Below are 16,961 nucleotides of genomic sequence, written 5' to 3' on the forward strand. Positions count from 1 at the left end.
AATTAGAGTTACTGAAAAAGCTTAATAACAATGCGTGTATATTTAGATAATGCTGCCACTACTCCTCTTGATAAAGAGGTTTTTGATGCCATGGCTCCTTTCATGCTGGAACATTTCGGAAATCCATCCTCTATCCACTCACACGGACGCGAGGTAAGAGCCGCCATCGAAAACGCACGCAAAACTGTGGCCGGCTTGCTTAATACATCTCCGTCTGAAATCTTTTTTACTTCTGGCGGTACAGAGGCTGATAACTCAGCTATTGTTTGCACTATTCGCACGCTGGGGATCAAACATGCCATTACGTCTCATCTGGAGCACCATGCAGTACTGCATACAATAGAGTCGCTGGAGAAGAACGATGGGGTGAAGGTAAGTTACGTGCGCCATGATGAGCGCGGCGTGCTGGACCTGGAGCACCTGGAAGAACTGCTAGCCAACAACCCGCAGAGCTTTATCTCTATTATGCATGCCAACAACGAGCTCGGCAACCTGAACGACATTGCAGCAATCGGGGAACTGGCGAAAAAGTATAATGCCGTTTACCACTCAGATACCGTGCAGACTATGGGCCATTACAAACATGACCTGCAGCAGTTGGGCACTAGTTTTATAGTTGGTTCGGCACACAAGTTTCACGGACCGAAGGGCGTAGGTTTCCTGTATACCGACGGAAACCTGAAAGTGCAGCCGCTGATTCATGGCGGGGCACAGGAGCGCAACATGCGGGGCGGTACCGAGAACGTGTACGGCATAATCGGTTTGGCGAAAGCACTGGAAATAGCTTACCGCGACATGGAAGATCACACCCGCCATATTCAGGGATTGAAAGACCGCATGATCCATAAGCTGCGGGAACAGATGGAGGATGTAAGCTTTAACGGCATGTCTGAGTTTGGCGACAAGAGCCTGTACACGGTGCTGAATGTGAGCCTGCCAGCGTCCGATATCAACGAGATGCTGCTCTTCAGCCTGGACATCAACAAAATTTCAGCTTCGGGCGGGAGTGCCTGCAGCAGCGGGGCTAATGCTGGCTCGCATGTGCTGCGCGCTTTGGGTGTAGATCCGGCACGTGGCTCTGTTCGCTTCTCATTCAGCAAATATAACACGCCCGAAGAAATTGACTACGTGGCCGAAACGGTGGCGAAGATGTATAAGAAGGTGCTTGCCTAAGCAGCAACCATTAAAGTATAAGTATGAATGAATAGGCTCCGGCAGCAATGCCGGAGCCTTTCTTTATCCAAAGTATAGATTTTAAATTTAGCAAAGTATAAAGTATAGCATGAGAAGTATAGGTGTTTTCTGTGGAGCCAACTCAGGCCTGAACGAAGTATACAGCCAGGCAGCAGCGCAGCTGGGAGAGCTGATGGCCCAGCAAAGTATAAAACTGGTATATGGCGGTGGCAATGTTGGCCTGATGGGCGTGATTGCAGATGCCGTTCTGGCAAGTGGCGGCACGGCAGTAGGCGTGATTCCGCAGAGCCTCGTGGACCGCGAAGTGGCACACAGAGGGATACAGGAATTGGTGGTAGTGCAGACCATGCACGAGCGCAAAGCCATTATGGCAGCCCGGTCAGATGCTTTTGTGGCCATGCCGGGCGGCTTTGGCACCTTCGATGAGATCTGCGAGATCATCACCTGGAATCAATTGGGCATCATCAAAAAGCCGGTGGCTTTCTTTAACATCAACGGTTACTACGACAGGTTTTTCGAGATGATAGACCATACCGTGGCGGAAGGCTTTGTGAAAAAGGATCAGCGCGAGAACATCATCGTTGAAAGCGACCCGGCTGTACTTCTGGAAAAGTTAAGAGCCTATTCTGACGCTACTTCAGATTACTGGGTTGATTTTAAAAGGATTTAGAAGGATGCCCGCTTATGTGGATGCAGCTTCCAGCCCTGGAAGGAAGAAGCTGCTGTTGTTGCTCTTCAGTATATTATTGTTTGCAGAAGTACGTGCACAGGATGTGTTCTCGGCCGGCCCGATGTTGCACTATAACTTTGGTGATAAAAAACCAAAGTTAAGCTGGGGCATAGAGGCGGCAGTATGGTGGTATGAAGACGGTTTCCCGATCAGCGCCAACATTGGTTTTGACCGCCGGAAGGGCAGTACCATACTTTACACACAGGCACAAACGGGTATAGCTGTAGCCGGCTTGTCTGTTGGCCCGTACCTGGAGTTGCGTAAAGAAGAGCCAACTGTACTTGGCCTGCAAACCGACTACTGGATCAATAACTACCTGGGCCTGAACTACAGGATAAGGTATGGCGGCGGACAGAAGCAGAAAGCCCTGGGCGGATACGTGAAGCTGCCGGTATCGCTCATTCCTGAAGAGGAACGGGAAGATGGTGATTGGGACTGGGATTGGGATTAACCATAAAGTATAAAACAGAAGCGCCGCTATATTCTAGCGGCGCTTCTGTTTTATACTTTATAGGAGATCCTTTCCAAATTTTCAAATCTCCACATCTCCAGATTTTCAGATCTGCCTAATTCTCCAGTACCATATCCCTTAAGGCTTCCACCCAGGAGTCGCTGGAGTTCAGGCTTTCTACCAGTTGCCAACGTTCTCCGCCGGCATGTTCAAACATCTCCTTAAATTCTTCGCCAACCTCAATGGTAGTTTCCAGGCAGTCGGCTACGAAGGCAGGGCTGAAAGCCAGCACCTTTTTAATGCCTTTGGCCGGCAAGGTCTTCAGCACATCATCGGTGTAAGGCTGCAGCCACGGGTCTTTACCCAGGCGCGACTGAAACGCTACGGTATACTGATCTTCTCTCAAACCTAGTTCAGCGGCCAGTAAGCGGGAGGTCTCGAAGCAGGAGGCGCGGTAGCAATAGCGGTTGCGCTTGTTGTAGCTGTTGCAGCAGGAGCCCAGTTTACAATAGCCGTGGTCGCTGCCTTTCAGGATCTGGCGCTCCGGCACCCCGTGGTAACTGAATACCACATGGTCGTAGTTGTCCTGCGCCATGTACTGCCTACCCAGTTCCGCAAAAGCACGGATAAAGCCCGGGTCGTCGCAGTACGTGGAGATGAAGTTTATACTTGGGATGATCCACCAGTCCTTCACGATCTCCATGATCTTGTCTTGCACCGAGCCGGTAGTGGCCGAAGCATACTGTGGGAACAGCGGCACTACAATAATGCGGGATACGCTTTTATCGCGGAGCTCCTCTAAGGCATTTTTTATACTTGGGCTCTGGTAGCGCATCCCAAAAGCAACATGATAATCGTCACCAAGGGCTTGCTGCAGTTTCGCCTGCAAATCGCGGCCGTGGTACAGCAGCGGCGAACCACGGTCGGTCCAGAGCTGCTGGTATATTTTGGCAGACTTCGGCGCACGGAAAGGTGCGATCACACCGTTCACCAAAGCATAACGGCCCACAGGGTTTATGTCGATCACGCGCTTGTCCAGCAGGAACTCGCGGAGGTATTTTCTAACGTCTGGCGTATTGGGCGTATCCGGTGTACCGAGGTTCACCAGCAAAACACCGATCTTTCCAGTTGTTTTCTTGCTCATCTATACTATAAATGATTTTGTAAGGCAAAGATACAAAGTATAACGGGTTAGTTGTTGATCAATAGTTTCTATGATCAGATAGAATAACCCGCTGCTGTTAAAGTATAAACAGGGCTAAAAGGTTTTGAAGAGTTAGAAAGTTATCTAGAGTTTGAGAGTTTAGGAGTTAAAGAGTTAAAGAGTTTAGGCATGCGAGGGCCACCAGCCACTTCATGTGTACTGACGCGTGGCGAGGCCTTATAAAAGCACAGACTCGCTGGACGCTAGCGAGTAATGCAAATACCGGCTTACAGCTAATTCTCTAACTCTTCAACTCTCTAACTCCCAAACTTCCTCTAAATCTGCACATTTTCACGGGGTTTCGTAAAAAAGAAGTAATTTTGCGTCCTTAAATTTTAGAGTATGTCCGAAACACCGCACAAAGCAGGTTTTGTAAGTATCGTGGGCAAGCCGAACGTGGGCAAATCAACGCTGATGAACGCGTTGGTAGGAGAGAAGCTTTCCATTATCACGTCCAAAGCCCAAACCACGCGGCACCGCATCATGGGTATCCTGAACGGAGATGATTTTCAGATCGTTTATTCCGACACGCCCGGTATCATCAAGCCGCAGTATGCCCTGCACGAGTCCATGATGAGCTTTGTGCGTACTTCACTGGAGGATGCCGACGTGATCCTGTTTGTGACGGACATCTACGAAAAGCACGACGAAGACGATGTGATCAAGCGTCTGCAGCACGCCCAGGTTCCCATCCTGCTGCTCATCAACAAAATCGACCAGGCTACCGAAGAGGAGGTGAACGAAAAGGTCGCGTACTGGAAAGAGCACATGAACCCGACCGAAATCCATCCGATCTCAGCTCTGCATAACTTCGGGTTGGATCATCTGTTCCAGCGTTTACTGCATTATCTACCCGAACACCCAGCCTTTTATCCCAAAGATGAACTGACTGACAAGCCGGAACGTTTCTTTGTGTCGGAGATAATCCGAGAGAAGATCTTCCTCAACTATAAAAAGGAAATCCCTTACAGCTGCGAAGTGGTAGTGGAAGAGTTTAAAGAGGAGGAGGAGATTATCCGCATCCGGGCCGAGATAAGCGTGGAGCGCAAAAGCCAGAAAGGCATAGTGATCGGCCACAAAGGTGAAGCGCTGAAAAAAGTAGGCATGCAGGCCCGTCTGGATATGGAAGAGTTTTTCCAGAAAAAGATATTTCTTGATTTATATGTGCGCGTGAACGAAAACTGGCGAACCGACCAAAAGCTGCTACGCCGCTTCGGTTACAGCGAGTAAAGAGTGCGCACACTTAAAGCTTCGGGGCAAGGTGCTCCGGGGGCACTTTAACTATTTTATTTATTTACGATGTCATCAAACATCATTGCTATTGTAGGCCGCCCGAACGTGGGCAAGTCTACGCTTTTTAACCGCCTTGTCGGACGCCGGCAAGCTATTATGGACAACGAGAGCGGCGTAACCCGCGACCGCAGCTACGGCCACGGCGAGTGGTGCGGAAAGTTTTTTACTGTGATTGACACAGGCGGCTACGTGCACGGCTCCGATGATATTTTTGAAGGAGAGATAAACAAGCAGGTAGCACTGGCCATAGAAGAGGCCGATGTGATCCTGTTTATGGTGGATGTTGAAGCTGGCCTGACGGGTCTGGATGAAGAATTTGCGAGTGTACTGCGCCGTTCGGATAAGCCTATTTATGTAGTAGCCAACAAAGCCGATACCAATGCGCGCGCACACCAGATGGGCGAATTTTATGCACTGGGTGTAGGTATAGACATTTACCCGATCTCCTCGCAGAGCGGTTCGGGTACGGGCGATCTGCTCGACGAGGTAGTAAAGCACTTCAAAGACGAAGGCGTAGAAGACCCGGATGCCGGAATACCTAAAATTGCTGTGTTGGGTCGCCCGAACGTAGGTAAATCATCTTTCGTGAACCTGCTGCTGGGTGTGGAGCGCAATATCGTAACAGACATTGCAGGTACTACACGCGATGCGATCCATTCGCGCTACAACGCCTATGGAAAAGAGTTTATCATTGTGGATACAGCAGGTCTGCGCCGCAAGAGCAAGGTAAGCGAAGACATCGAATTCTACTCAGTAATGCGCTCGGTACGTGCCCTGGAAGAGGCGGACGTGTGTATTGTGCTGCTGGACGCTACCCGGGGAATTGAGTCACAGGACGTGAACATTATCTCACTGGCCGAAAAGAACCGCAAGGGCATCGTTATCCTGGTGAACAAGTGGGATCTGATCGAGAAAGATACCCATAGCACAAAGGAGTTCGAAGAAAAGATTCTGGAGGCGATTGCCCCGATCAAGTATGTGCCGATCATCTTTACCTCGGTAGTTACGAAACAGCGTGTGCACAAAGCTGTTGAGACTGCTATGGAGGTATACGAGCAGAAGACGCGTAAAATCCCTACGTCCAAGCTCAACGATCTGATCCTGCCGGAGATCGAGCGTTATCCGCCGCCGTCTGTTAAAGGTAAGTTCATCAAGATAAAGTATGTAACGCAGCTGCCGACGCACAACCCAACGTTTGCATTTTTCTGTAACCTGCCGCAGTACATCAAGGAGTCTTACACGCGTTACCTGGAAAATAACATACGCAAGCACTTTGGTTTTGAGGGAGTACCGATAAAAGTGTTGTTCAAGAAAAAATAAATTTGGCCTGAATGTATTAACATATATAAATATGCTAGTATATTTACGGCTCATTTTTATAAAAACAACATAACGACATGAAAAAAGTATTTGGTTTACTTTTCGTTGCTGGTCTGTTCGCTTTCGCATCTTGCAACAGCGCAGAAGAAACTACAACTGAGTCTGAAACAACAGTAGAAGAAACTACAGTTGATTCTGCTGCTGTAGCTCCAGTTGATTCTGCTGCTACTCCAGTAGACACTACAGCTACTCCAGCTGACACTGCTGCAGCTGCTCACTAATCAGCAATTAGTAACCACCTGGCGTATGGCCGGGACCAAGAAAAGGCATTCAGAAATGGATGCCTTTTCTTTTTTTATCGCCTGCAGCACAGCCACTCCTTACCATTCCTGAGGGTGAGGCACCTCATCAAGCCGCTAAATAACGTAGAACTATGTATGTTAAATAGTTTATAGTTAATAAGTTATGAAGAAGTTGATATTCTTGTTTGCGATAACAGGGCACTTTGCCATAGTATCATGTGCTTCGAACAAAGAAAGCGAAGCCGAAGAAACGGTTGAGAAAGCTGAGGATAAGTTGGAAAATGCAGCCGAGGAGGTGGAAGAAGAAGTAGAGGAAGCGGTTGAAGATACCAGCAGTGTTAGAAACTAAAACCGGAAAGGGTCACTGAAATTATAACCTGAGAAGAAAAAAGGCACTACCTGGTAGTGTCTTTTTTCATATATATTTAAACCAATATAAAGTATAAGCGTAATACCCTCCATGTTGCAGCGTAGCAGGTGGCGCTACAACGGCCATTGCCTGCAGAGGCTTCGGCGATAAAATTGTTCAACCAACACCGTTAAAACCAAAACCATGAAAAAGGTATTTTATCTTTTATTTGCAGCAGGTCTGTTCACTTTTGCTTCCTGCGAATCTAAAACAGAAAACAGAGCAGAAGAAGTACAGGAAGAATCTGAAGATGCAGCAGAAGAAGCCGCAGACGACATGGAAGATGCCGCAGATGATATGGAGGACACCACAGCTGTAGTGCAGTAATCCTGATTATTGATATAAACTAAAAGAGCGGTCCTGCTAAAGGACCGCTCTTTTAGTTTATACTTATACTTAGCCATGTTGCTTCAGGCACCCAGCCGCTTCTGGATCATACTATCGACCAGCGAAAAGAGCCGTTTTGGTGTATAGGTGCGCCATGGAATTTCCGCGAGGCTGCCGCCGTAGTTGATGTAGGAGTCCAGGTTATAGTTGCGCATCTCGCTCAGCACAAAATCCTGGAAGCTGATGGCAGCTATCCAGCCTTCTTCCACATCCTCGAACCACTCTTCGTAGTAGGCGTCGTCTGATCCATGAAAGTTAAACACATTCTCTCCTATCAATATAAAGTGTTTGATGCCTTCGTGCACCATCGGGTCGATGATGTTGCGTTTTAGGTTCATGATGTCGTTGTTCAGGGTATCGTTCCACTCGCCGATAAATTCAATCACCGCAAATCCCAGATCATAGTCTGTATAAAGTATTTTAAGGTACAGCGTTTCGGAGTCAATGTCGTCCCACTGCGGGTGTATGTAGTAGCCATAAATAGCATGGGTATAATAGTTCAGGCTGTTTTCGGCACCGTAAAGTGGCGAGCGCGGATCTTCGCAAGCAGAATACAGCTCAAGCCAGTTATAGAAAGGTTCGATCTCGTGCATAGTGTAAAGTAGTATTGCAGCCGCTCCGGTAAGTCCCTGCCATTATTTTCCATACTTCAGCAGCAGGTATAAAGTTAAGTATGGCTGCAGTTTCAAAAATAGGCCAGGCTATGGTGTAAACAACCTCTTTGGCTAAAATATCCCAACTATTCCGGCTTTTTTGGGTATAAAGCATAATAAATTTTAACCGCCAAACAGGCAAAGGTTAGATGTGTAATGCAATAACAGGGGCTGTGTACGTTATAATCTGAAACAGCCGTTAGTAATCACCCTTACCCGTTTATTCTGTTAACCATGTTCCGTTTTTTACGCCCTGCCGCACCGCGCTATTGCGCCCTGCTGTTCCTGCTGTTCCTGTGGTGTTGCTCGCTTCCTAGCTATGCCGCTGCCGACAAAGCAGACTATGTGAAAGTATACTATCCTACCATTAACCAGGCAGAGCTCAGTATTCTGGCAAAAGACTACGCAGCAGCCTCTGAGCTCTACAAGCAAGCCTTTGCAGCCGTGCCGGAGCCCTTTGCAAAAGATTATTACAATGCTGCTGTCTGTGCAATGCTGCTGCAGGATGAAAAACAGACGTATGCCTATCTGGATCGACTGGTATTAAAAGGAGTGACGTTGCCCTACCTGGCAAAACAGGAGGTGTTCAAACCACTGCAGGGCACCAAGAGCTGGAGCAAGTTTGAGAAATCATACCCTAAGAAGAGAAAAAAGTTTGAACGCAGCGCGGAACTGGACCTGCGTGCAGACTTAGATGAGCTCTATGCCCAGGACAAGTACTTCCGGCAGGCAAAAGGCGGCCTGCGGGTGTACGGCGATACTTTGCGGAAAATAGAAGCGAACAACGTAGAGAAGCTGCTGAAAGTGATAAAGAAACACGGCTATCCGGGCGAGCGCATGGTAGGCGTAGGGGATACGCTGGAGTATTTGCCCCGCTTTGCCATTGTGATACAGCGGCAGACAAAAGCCAAGAATGGGTATGATTTTACAGGCATTCTTACAGAGGCAGTGCAGCAGGGCCGCCTGGCCCCGCATGCAGCCGCTTACCTGATGGAGCAACAACAAGGCAAAAGCCTTTATAAGACCAAAGCCCTGGTCCGGGTGAACTGCGCATCTGACGACTGTGATAAAGGCAAAAAGCTGAAAAACATAAACAAGTACCTGACAGAAAGCATCAGCGAGAAGGAGCAGGAAAAAGTAGATAAAGCGCGCGCCGAACTTGGACTGGAGAGCCTCAGCGATTACAAAAAGAAGGTGCTGTACGGACTGGAGGATACGCGTTTCAAGTTTAATTTCGTGGGGGCTGTAGCAAACTACTATGTGCCAAGCAAAGAGGCCGCCCGGGTGTTGCTCGATGGCCTGGTTGTAGCCGAGTAAGAAGAGATGCTATAAAAAGAAAAGGCAGCGGAATGTGTTTCCGCTGCCTTTTCTTTTTATAAGTTGTATAGTTACTGCTAACCGGCAGACTATGCCTCTTTGTTTTGTTGCTGCAACAGCTCCTGGTGGTACTCGATCAGGCCTTCGCTTGGGCTGCTGATGATTCTCTCGATATGGGCACCGTATTTTTTTGCTACCTGCTTCAGCGTGTCGGAGAAGTGGAAGGCAATAGAGCCAACAAAGTTTACAGGCACTTTCTGATAATTCTCATACTTGCATACATGGCGCTCGAAGAACTCAGCAAAGTTCTCGTAGATCATGGCATGTATAACCGGGTGCTTGCGCTTGTCAAAGGCAAAGCGGGCGAACGTAGCGATGTAGCGGCTCGGTACAGGCGAGTTGTAAAGCTCATCCAGGAAAACATCTTTCGATAAGTTATACTTGGATTTCAGGGCCTGTGCCAGCTCGTCTGGCATTTCGCGGTAGAAATACGCTTTCATCACCAGTTTGCCCAGGTAAGCGCCGCTTCCTTCGTCACCCAGCAAAAAGCCCAGTGAAGGTACGTTATCAACAATGTCTTTGCCGTCGTAGAGGCAGGTGTTGGAACCGGTGCCCAAGATACAGGCAATACCCGGTTTGTGGCCGCAAAGCGCGCGGGCAGCAGCCAGCAGGTCGTGGTCGACGTGTATCTCACTTGCCGGGAAAGCCTGCCGCAGGGCATCCTCTACCCGTTTGTTGCGCTCCGGAGAACTACAGCCAGCGCCGTAGAAGAATATCTGTGCAGGGTTCTTTTCTTTTAATTGAGGAAGAAGCGAGGCCTCCAGTTCTTTGTATATCTCAGGTGTATCCTGGTACATCGGGTTAAAACCAACGGTTTGCGCTTCTTCTAGTACTTCTGTGGCATTCAGGATGCGCCAATCCGTTTTGGTGGAGCCGCTGTCAGCTATCAATATCATAATTATCTGTTTTAGATTCTTTCTGGTGTCTGCTGTAGAGCAAAGATAGTATTTACGGGGATTCTTACGAGCTAATATTACGGTATTGTGAATTTTTGATATAGCCGACAGCCTCAAATTTATCAAAAACATAATCTGTGTGGGGCGCATCCTTCAATTCTTCCGTCAGATCCTGCCCCGCCCAGTGCTCGTAATGGTTGCCCGTTCGCCACAGCCTCGACTTCCGCACATCGTAAATCACCCCTTTGTAGGCGATCCATACTTCATCCCGGTCCTGCCCGTTGCGCAACGCCAGTTGTTGTATTGTATATTCTGGTAATTCCATACTTATTTTGATTTGGAGATGTGAAGATTCGTGAATTTGAAGATGATATACTTCAGATTATTTTCAGGATGAAAGCATAAAGGTTTAACTGAACCTCATCTCCACATCCTCAAATTTCCACATCTTCAAATTACCCGATACGTGCCTGCGTCAGTATCCAGCGGTTAGGCACCTCCCCGTTGATGGCCTGCAGGTAATCTTCATAGCTGCAGGGTACAATGCGCGAGCCTTTTTCGTTGGAGAGCGACTCTACCTCCAGCCACCATTTTTCGCTTTGCCTGCTCTTGTAAAACGTCATACGGTCCGGCTCTTCGTTAAAGGCCACAGCATACTTGGTGAATTTGCTGCTGCTGAAGTCTATTTCGTTTTTGCGGTGGTAGTATCCTTCTATAAAGTACCAGATCATGGTGGCAATGGTAGCAGCTGTCAGTTCCCGCTCGTCCAGTTCTGGTTCGTACTCGTAAATGCCAAGCGACGTAAGGGTATCGCTCATGCCGGCATACCAGCACAGCTGGCAGGCCTCTTCCCCTGTAAGCCCGAATGGGTTGGCAGGCTGGTAACCGGGCGCATCCTGGAAGCGAATGGCCGAAATATCGAAGGTGAGCAGGTCAGCCAGACGCACGACAGGCTCCATCTCTTGTATGTTGCGGTGCACTTCGCCTACGCGGTATGCCTCAAAATGCAGTTTCTCCAGGGTCGCCATCACCTCCGGCTCCACCAGGTACGACTGGTACCCAATCTGGCCTAAGCTGAAAAGGTAGTTGGGCTCGTGCATCAGTATCTGGCGCAGCTGCCGCTTGTTGGCCGGGGCATCTTCGTCTTCGGTCATGTCTACGCTGCTGTCTACGGTTACCATGTTTACCACACGATCCAGGTGCTCGTAGCCCATGTACTGCCCATACTCCAGGTCGTGCGAGCCGCCGATGATAACCGGAATGGTGTTGTGGGAGATAAGCAACTCCACGATCTCTTTCAGGCGAAGGTAGGTATCCTCCAGGTTTATGCCGGGGCGCAGGTTGCCCAGGTCCACGATCCGGCAGCGGCCGCTGCCCTTGTTCAGGTTGTAAAGTTTTTTGCGGACAACACGGGCCGGAGAGGCTGCCGGGTTGTCCTGCTCATTGGTCTCGCCCCTTCCTCTCGTTTCGTTAACGCCAAGTATGGCAATATCGGCCGATCGCCAGTCCGGAAACTTGCTGACAAAGCGGGTGATGTAGGCGCCCAGAGTACGCGGTTTGTTCAGCGCTGCAAATACATCTTCGTTCAGCGGCTCAAAAAAGATAGAAAGGTTCATGTAGCTATGGATGAGACATCAAAAATAAGGAAAATGCTTTATACATACAGCTCTTGATGCTAGGTGCTTCTTTTTACTAAAAATTATACTATAAATATAACTTTTGCTAAATATTTCTAACATCCTACATTGGCATTTTTAAAAAAAAAAGTTAAAATGCGTATAAATAAGCATTGTACCAGGTATAGCACCTGCTGTTATGCCCGTAAATCCCATACTCTAATCTAACCGCCATGAATACGACCCGAACCTTCGACTTACTGCCTCACCAGCTTAGCCGGTACCCAAAGCCGGACTGCCTTGCAACAAAGGTGAAAGGGGAGTGGGTAAAGTATAGCACACAGGATGTGCAGGACATTGCCAACAGGATTAGCCTTGGTTTGTTGAAACTGGGGGTTGGCAAGAACGATAAAATTGCCATCATCTCGCTAAACCGACCGGAATGGGTGTTTGTGGATTATGGTATCCAGCAGGTTGGGGCTGTAAGCGTGCCGATGTACCCTACCATCACCGTAGAAGACTACCGCTACATTTTTAACGACGCCGAAGTAAAGTATGTGTTCGTGTCGGATAGCGAACTATATAACAAAGTAGTAGCTGCCACAAACGGTATGGAGAGCGTTAAAGAGATCTTTACGTTTGACGAAATAAAAGGCGCCAAGAACTGGAAAGAGGTTGCAGCGCTCGGAGAAAGCAGCGATCCGGAACTGTTGGAGCCTTTGAAAGCAGCCGTTACGCCGGAAGACACCCTGACCATTATTTATACTTCCGGCACCACCGGCAACCCGAAAGGGGTAATGCTGACGCACAACAACCTGATGAGCAACGTGATGGGTACAGAACCTTACGTGCCGGTGAACAACCAGCACCGGGCGCTGAGCTTCCTGCCGCTTTGCCACATTTTCGAGCGCATGCTGCTGTATCTGTACATGCGCATTGGTGTTTCGATTTACTATGCCGAAAGTATAGAAAAGGTAGCCGATAACCTGAAAGAAGTACAGCCGCACGTGTTTACCACCGTGCCACGCCTGCTCGAGAAAGTATACGACAAGATTGTGGCCAAAGGCATGGAACTGACAGGCGTGAAGCGCAACCTGTTTTTCTGGGCGCTGGAGCTCGGCCTGAAGTATGACACCCAGGCAAACCAGGGATGGTGGTACAACAAACAGCTGGAGCTGGCCAATAAACTGATCTTTAGCAAATGGCGCGAAGCCCTGGGTGGTAACGTGATTGCTATTGTATCGGGTGGCGCTGCCCTGCAGCCACGTTTGGCGCGCGTGTTCTGGTCGGCTAACATCCGCGTGATGGAAGGCTATGGCCTTACCGAGACCTCCCCGGTAATTACCGTAAACCGTTACGAGCCGGAAAACAACATGATCGGTACCGTAGGTTTGCCTATCGATGGCGTAGAGGTGAAGATTGCTCCGGAAGATGGCGAGATACTGACCCGCGGGCCACACGTGATGAAAGGCTACTACAAAAAGCCGGAGCTGACAGCGGAAGTGATCGATAAAGACGGCTGGTTCCATACTGGCGATATCGGGGAACTGGTGCAGGGCAAGTACCTCAAAATTACAGACCGCAAAAAAGAGATGTTCAAGACATCAGGTGGTAAGTATGTGGCGCCGCAGCCGATCGAAAACAAGCTGAAAGAATCGGTGGTGATCGAGCAGGTAATGATCGTGGGCGAAGGACAAAAGTATGCGGCCGCCCTGATCGTGCCTTCTTTCATGGGCCTGCAGGACTGGTGCCAGCACAAAGGCATTGCTTATACTTCCGATGAAGAGATGATCACGAAGCCTGAAATTATCGAGAAGTTTCAGCGTGAGATCGACAAGGCAAACGAAGGACTGGCCCAGTATGAAACCGTTAAGAAATTTAAGCTGATCCCGAGAATGTGGACGGTAGAAACCGGCGAACTGACGCCAACCCTGAAAGTGAAGCGCAAAGCCATCTACAACAACTACCGCCGCGAGATCGAAGGCATGTTCTAACGTATAAAGTATAAGAAGTATAAAAAGCCCCTTCCCACTCGAAGGGGCTTTTTATTTGCAACCATTCTCGTTTTTATACATAAAGTATAAGGAATGATACCATAATGTTGTTGCTGCTGCTGGTTTGTGTAGCTGGCAGAGAAACAAATTATTTTGAAATTAGTATGCAAGCATAACATATTTTGATATATTTGGTATACACCACCGTACATACATGAAGCCTGAAGAAACAGTAGATTATAACATGAAAGTGTGTTGGCATGCCATTTCGCGCATGTATAACACAGAAGCTGTTAAGAACGACATCACAACATCTATAGGGTTTGTGTTGTTGAACATAGACCAGGAAGCAGGTACGCCTGCGACTAAAATTGCTCCTCTGCTCGGGCTGGAGGCCAGGAGCCTCACCCGCATTCTTAAAAGTATGGAAGAGAAAAAGCTCATCTACAAAGTATCAGATGAGCGAGACAAACGCCTGGTGCGCATTTTTCTGACAGAGAAGGGCCTGGAGAAGAAAGAGGTGGCGCGCAGAACGGTGAAGCACTTTAATCAGAAAGTGCGGGAAGCAATACCGGAGCAGGAGCTGGACGTGTTTTTCCGTGTCAGCTCCCGCATCATCAGCATGATCGAAAACAAGGAAATTTTCTAATACATAGACAACTATCGCCATTCTATGAAAAGAATCATCAAAAAAGTAGCCGTGCTTGGCTCGGGCGTAATGGGCTCCCGCATTGCCTGCCACTTTGCCAACATTGGCGTGCAGGTGCTGCTGCTGGACATCGTGCCGAAAGAACTGACGCCGGAGGAGCAGGCCAAAGGGCTAACGCTGGAAAATAAGAACGTGCGCAACCGCATCGTGAACAGTTCACTGCAGGCTGCTGTTGCCGCCAACCCTTCGCCGCTATACCGCAAAGCCGACGCCCGCCTGATCCAGACCGGTAACTTCGACGACAACTTGAAGGACATTTCTACCGCCGACTGGACCATAGAAGTGGTGGTAGAGAACCTGAAAATCAAAAAACTAGTGTTCGATCAGGTAGAGCAGTTCCGAAAACCGGGCACGCTCATCACCTCCAACACCTCGGGCATCCCGATCCACATGATGCTGGAAGGCCGCTCCGAAGATTTTAGAAAACGCTTCTGCGGCACGCACTTCTTCAACCCGCCGCGTTACCTCAAGCTACTGGAGATCATCCCTACTCCGGAAACTGACCCAAGTATAGTTGACTTCCTGATGCACTACGGCGATCTATACTTAGGCAAGACTACTGTATTGGCTAAAGATACGCCAGCCTTTATCGCTAACCGGGTGGGTATTTACGCTATAATGCAAGGCCTGCAGGTGATGAACAAGCTGGGCCTGAATGTGGACGAGGTAGATCGTATTTCGGGTCCGATCATCGGTCGTCCGAAATCTGCCACATTCAGAACACTGGATGTAGTTGGCTTGGATACCCTGGCTAACGTAGCCAATGGCCTGTACCAGACCGGCGAGAAAGACGAATCGCGTGAGCTGTTCCAGTTGCCAGGCTATCTGCAGAAGATGGTGGAGAACAAGTGGCTGGGCGACAAGACCGGGCAGGGCTTCTACAAGAAAACAAAAGACGCGCAGGGCAAAACCGAGATCCTGACGCTGGACCTGAACACACTGGAGTATGGGCCGAAGCAGAAAGCCAAGTTCCAAAGCCTGGAGGCGCTGAAGCCGATCGAAGACCTGAAGAAGCGCGTGAAAGCTTTCTCTGGACAGACAGACAAAGCAGCACAGTTCTTCAACGAGTCGCTGTACGGGCTGTTCCAGTACGTGAGCAACCGCATTCCGGAGATCTCAGACGAGCTTTACAGAATTGACGATGCCATGCGTGCCGGCTTTGGCTGGGAGCTTGGTCCGTTCGAGTACTGGGACGTGATCGGTGCCCGCGAAGGCGTGCAGCGCATGATTGAGAACGGCTATAAGCCGGCTGCCTGGGTAGAGGAAATGCTGAACCACGGCAAAGAATCTTTCTACATCGTGCAAAATGGCCAGCGCCGCTACTACGACATCCAGAGCAAAGAATACAAAGCTATACCGGGCGCTGAGAACTTCATCATCCTCGATAACCTGCGCAGCTCCAACGTGGTCTGGAAAAACAATGGTGCCAGCGTCATTGACTTGGGCGACGGCATCCTGAACGTGGAGTTCCACTCCAAAATGAATACGTTGGGTGGCGATGTGATTCAGGGTTTGAACAAGGCTATTGAACTGGCAGAAAAAGACTTCAGAGGTTTAGTGGTAGGTAACCAAGGGGCTAACTTCTCGGCAGGTGCCAACCTTGGGCTGATCTACATGAGTGCGCTGGAGCAGGAGTATGACGAGATCAACTTCATGATTAAGCAGTTCCAGGATACGATGATGCGCATGCGCTACTCGTCGATACCGGTAGTAGCGGCTCCGCACGGGCTTGCCTTAGGCGGTGGCTGCGAGCTAAGTATGCACTGCGACCACGTGCAGGCATCCGCTGAGACCTACATGGGCCTGGTAGAGTTTGGAGTAGGCCTGATACCAGGCGGCGGTGGTACCAAAGAAATGACCATGCGTGCCGCCGATCGCTACGAAGACGGTGACATCGAATACAACTCCCTGAAAAACGCCTTTCTGACGATCGGTATGGCCAAAGTATCTACCTCGGGTGCAGAGGCTGTGGATTTGGGCTACCTGCGCAAGAGCGACAAAATAACGCTCAACAGCAACCGCCTGATAGCCGACGCCAAAGCCCAGGCTATACTTCTGGCAGAGGCCGGTTATACGCAGCCAGTTCGCAGAACCAATATCAAAGTACATGGCAAAGGCGCCCTGGGCATGTTCCTGACCGGAGCGAATGCCATGATGACGGGCCGCTACATTTCGGATCATGACAGGAAGATTTCTGAGAAACTAGCTTATGTGATGTGCGGCGGTGACCTGTCGGCGCCAACGGATGTAAGCGAGCAGTATCTGCTGGACCTGGAGCGTGAGGCCTTCCTGTCACTGACAGGCGAGCGCAAAACGCTGGAGCGTATCCAGAGCATCCTGACAACGGGTAAACCGCTGAGAAATTAATGTCTAATGATTAATGAATAATGGGTAATGAATAATGATGGTCTCTTTCAGAATCAGAA

Annotated in this window: 17 protein-coding genes; 12 read left to right on the forward strand and 5 right to left on the reverse strand. The window is 49.3% G+C overall.

Annotation, left to right across the window (positions count from 1 at the left end; translation table 11 throughout):
• Window positions 1-30: 30 nt before the first annotated feature.
• The 3 genes from MJ611_RS19405 to MJ611_RS19415 all read left to right on the forward strand — a co-directional run bounded on the left by MJ611_RS19405 (window position 31) and on the right by MJ611_RS19415 (window position 2,375).
• Window positions 31-1,173 (forward strand): cysteine desulfurase family protein, encoded by a 1,143-nt coding sequence (locus tag MJ611_RS19405; RefSeq protein WP_250432110.1) that lies wholly within the window; start codon window positions 31-33, stop codon window positions 1,171-1,173.
• Between the two features lie 109 nt (window positions 1,174-1,282).
• Window positions 1,283-1,864, forward strand: coding sequence for an LOG family protein (locus tag MJ611_RS19410; protein ID WP_250432111.1), 582 nt, complete (start codon window positions 1,283-1,285; stop codon window positions 1,862-1,864).
• A gap of 4 nt (window positions 1,865-1,868) precedes the next feature.
• On the forward strand, window positions 1,869-2,375 hold the full coding sequence (locus MJ611_RS19415) for a hypothetical protein (protein ID WP_250432112.1): 507 nt from the start codon (window positions 1,869-1,871) through the stop codon (window positions 2,373-2,375).
• A 115-nt stretch (window positions 2,376-2,490) separates the two neighbouring features.
• On the opposite strand, the gene hemH is transcribed toward MJ611_RS19415, so the two are convergent.
• Complete coding sequence (gene hemH, locus MJ611_RS19420; protein ID WP_250432113.1) at window positions 2,491-3,519, reverse strand: ferrochelatase; 1,029 nt, start codon at window positions 3,517-3,519, stop codon at window positions 2,491-2,493.
• Between the two features lie 402 nt (window positions 3,520-3,921).
• Here hemH and era point away from each other — a divergent pair, with 402 nt between their 5' ends.
• The 5 genes from era to MJ611_RS19445 all read left to right on the forward strand — a co-directional run bounded on the left by era (window position 3,922) and on the right by MJ611_RS19445 (window position 7,230).
• A complete protein-coding gene (gene era / locus MJ611_RS19425) occupies window positions 3,922-4,809 on the forward strand; it encodes a GTPase Era (protein ID WP_250432114.1) in 888 nt (295 codons plus the stop codon).
• 69 nt (window positions 4,810-4,878) lie between these two features.
• Window positions 4,879-6,192 carry a ribosome biogenesis GTPase Der gene (gene der / locus MJ611_RS19430; RefSeq protein WP_250432115.1) on the forward strand — a complete coding sequence of 438 codons (1,314 nt, stop codon included), beginning with the start codon at window positions 4,879-4,881 and terminating at the stop codon, window positions 6,190-6,192.
• A gap of 77 nt (window positions 6,193-6,269) precedes the next feature.
• Window positions 6,270-6,473 (forward strand): hypothetical protein, encoded by a 204-nt coding sequence (locus tag MJ611_RS19435; RefSeq protein WP_250432116.1) that lies wholly within the window; start codon window positions 6,270-6,272, stop codon window positions 6,471-6,473.
• Between the two features lie 184 nt (window positions 6,474-6,657).
• The gene (locus tag MJ611_RS19440) at window positions 6,658-6,843 is read left to right on the forward strand and encodes a hypothetical protein (RefSeq protein WP_250432117.1); all 186 of its coding nucleotides are present in this window, start codon (window positions 6,658-6,660) and stop codon (window positions 6,841-6,843) included.
• 204 nt (window positions 6,844-7,047) lie between these two features.
• Entirely contained in the window at window positions 7,048-7,230 is a 183-nt protein-coding gene (locus MJ611_RS19445) for a hypothetical protein (RefSeq protein ID WP_250432118.1), read from the forward strand.
• Between the two features lie 83 nt (window positions 7,231-7,313).
• Here the strand turns inward: MJ611_RS19445 and MJ611_RS19450 are convergent, their stop codons facing one another.
• Window positions 7,314-7,883 carry a glycoside hydrolase family 18 protein gene (locus MJ611_RS19450; RefSeq protein ID WP_250432119.1) on the reverse strand — a complete coding sequence of 190 codons (570 nt, stop codon included), beginning with the start codon at window positions 7,881-7,883 and terminating at the stop codon, window positions 7,314-7,316.
• Window positions 7,884-8,177: 294 nt separating this feature from the next.
• Between MJ611_RS19450 and MJ611_RS19455 the strand changes: the two genes are divergently transcribed.
• A complete protein-coding gene (locus MJ611_RS19455) occupies window positions 8,178-9,260 on the forward strand; it encodes a hypothetical protein (RefSeq protein ID WP_250432120.1) in 1,083 nt (360 codons plus the stop codon).
• Between the two features lie 89 nt (window positions 9,261-9,349).
• On the opposite strand, the gene MJ611_RS19460 is transcribed toward MJ611_RS19455, so the two are convergent.
• The 3 genes from MJ611_RS19460 to MJ611_RS19470 all read right to left on the reverse strand — a co-directional run bounded on the left by MJ611_RS19460 (window position 9,350) and on the right by MJ611_RS19470 (window position 11,832).
• Complete coding sequence (locus tag MJ611_RS19460; RefSeq protein WP_250432121.1) at window positions 9,350-10,216, reverse strand: BadF/BadG/BcrA/BcrD ATPase family protein; 867 nt, start codon at window positions 10,214-10,216, stop codon at window positions 9,350-9,352.
• Window positions 10,217-10,280: 64 nt separating this feature from the next.
• Complete coding sequence (locus MJ611_RS19465; protein WP_250432122.1) at window positions 10,281-10,541, reverse strand: cytochrome b5 domain-containing protein; 261 nt, start codon at window positions 10,539-10,541, stop codon at window positions 10,281-10,283.
• Window positions 10,542-10,671: 130 nt separating this feature from the next.
• Entirely contained in the window at window positions 10,672-11,832 is a 1,161-nt protein-coding gene (locus MJ611_RS19470) for a formimidoylglutamase (protein ID WP_250432123.1), read from the reverse strand.
• A gap of 233 nt (window positions 11,833-12,065) precedes the next feature.
• Between MJ611_RS19470 and MJ611_RS19475 the strand changes: the two genes are divergently transcribed.
• The 3 genes from MJ611_RS19475 (at window position 12,066) to MJ611_RS19485 (ending at window position 16,902) form a co-directional block, all read left to right on the forward strand.
• Window positions 12,066-13,826, forward strand: a complete 1,761-nt coding sequence (locus tag MJ611_RS19475) for an AMP-dependent synthetase/ligase (protein ID WP_250432124.1) — start codon at window positions 12,066-12,068, stop codon at window positions 13,824-13,826.
• 214 nt (window positions 13,827-14,040) lie between these two features.
• Entirely contained in the window at window positions 14,041-14,475 is a 435-nt protein-coding gene (locus MJ611_RS19480; RefSeq protein WP_250432125.1) for a MarR family winged helix-turn-helix transcriptional regulator, read from the forward strand.
• Between the two features lie 24 nt (window positions 14,476-14,499).
• Complete coding sequence (locus MJ611_RS19485) at window positions 14,500-16,902, forward strand: 3-hydroxyacyl-CoA dehydrogenase/enoyl-CoA hydratase family protein (RefSeq protein WP_250432126.1); 2,403 nt, start codon at window positions 14,500-14,502, stop codon at window positions 16,900-16,902.
• Window positions 16,903-16,961: the final 59 nt, after the last annotated feature.

Source organism: Pontibacter ruber, assembly GCF_023630205.1.
GTDB lineage: Bacteria > Bacteroidota > Bacteroidia > Cytophagales > Hymenobacteraceae > Pontibacter > Pontibacter ruber.

Excerpts from the sequence above, each read along its gene's own strand:
- MJ611_RS19405 (WP_250432110.1), top strand. The coding sequence starts at position 31 with ATGCGTGTATATTTAGATAATGCTGCCACTACTCCTCTTGATAAAGAG.
- MJ611_RS19410 (WP_250432111.1), top strand. The coding sequence starts at position 1,283 with ATGAGAAGTATAGGTGTTTTCTGTGGAGCCAACTCAGGCCTGAACGAA.
- MJ611_RS19415 (WP_250432112.1), top strand. The coding sequence starts at position 1,869 with ATGCCCGCTTATGTGGATGCAGCTTCCAGCCCTGGAAGGAAGAAGCTG.
- hemH (WP_250432113.1), bottom strand. The coding sequence starts at position 3,519 with ATGAGCAAGAAAACAACTGGAAAGATCGGTGTTTTGCTGGTGAACCTC.
- era (WP_250432114.1), top strand. The coding sequence starts at position 3,922 with ATGTCCGAAACACCGCACAAAGCAGGTTTTGTAAGTATCGTGGGCAAG.
- der (WP_250432115.1), top strand. The coding sequence starts at position 4,879 with ATGTCATCAAACATCATTGCTATTGTAGGCCGCCCGAACGTGGGCAAG.
- MJ611_RS19435 (WP_250432116.1), top strand. The coding sequence starts at position 6,270 with ATGAAAAAAGTATTTGGTTTACTTTTCGTTGCTGGTCTGTTCGCTTTC.
- MJ611_RS19440 (WP_250432117.1), top strand. The coding sequence starts at position 6,658 with ATGAAGAAGTTGATATTCTTGTTTGCGATAACAGGGCACTTTGCCATA.
- MJ611_RS19445 (WP_250432118.1), top strand. The coding sequence starts at position 7,048 with ATGAAAAAGGTATTTTATCTTTTATTTGCAGCAGGTCTGTTCACTTTT.
- MJ611_RS19450 (WP_250432119.1), bottom strand. The coding sequence starts at position 7,883 with ATGCACGAGATCGAACCTTTCTATAACTGGCTTGAGCTGTATTCTGCT.
- MJ611_RS19455 (WP_250432120.1), top strand. The coding sequence starts at position 8,178 with ATGTTCCGTTTTTTACGCCCTGCCGCACCGCGCTATTGCGCCCTGCTG.
- MJ611_RS19460 (WP_250432121.1), bottom strand. The coding sequence starts at position 10,216 with ATGATATTGATAGCTGACAGCGGCTCCACCAAAACGGATTGGCGCATC.
- MJ611_RS19465 (WP_250432122.1), bottom strand. The coding sequence starts at position 10,541 with ATGGAATTACCAGAATATACAATACAACAACTGGCGTTGCGCAACGGG.
- MJ611_RS19470 (WP_250432123.1), bottom strand. The coding sequence starts at position 11,832 with ATGAACCTTTCTATCTTTTTTGAGCCGCTGAACGAAGATGTATTTGCA.
- MJ611_RS19475 (WP_250432124.1), top strand. The coding sequence starts at position 12,066 with ATGAATACGACCCGAACCTTCGACTTACTGCCTCACCAGCTTAGCCGG.
- MJ611_RS19480 (WP_250432125.1), top strand. The coding sequence starts at position 14,041 with ATGAAGCCTGAAGAAACAGTAGATTATAACATGAAAGTGTGTTGGCAT.
- MJ611_RS19485 (WP_250432126.1), top strand. The coding sequence starts at position 14,500 with ATGAAAAGAATCATCAAAAAAGTAGCCGTGCTTGGCTCGGGCGTAATG.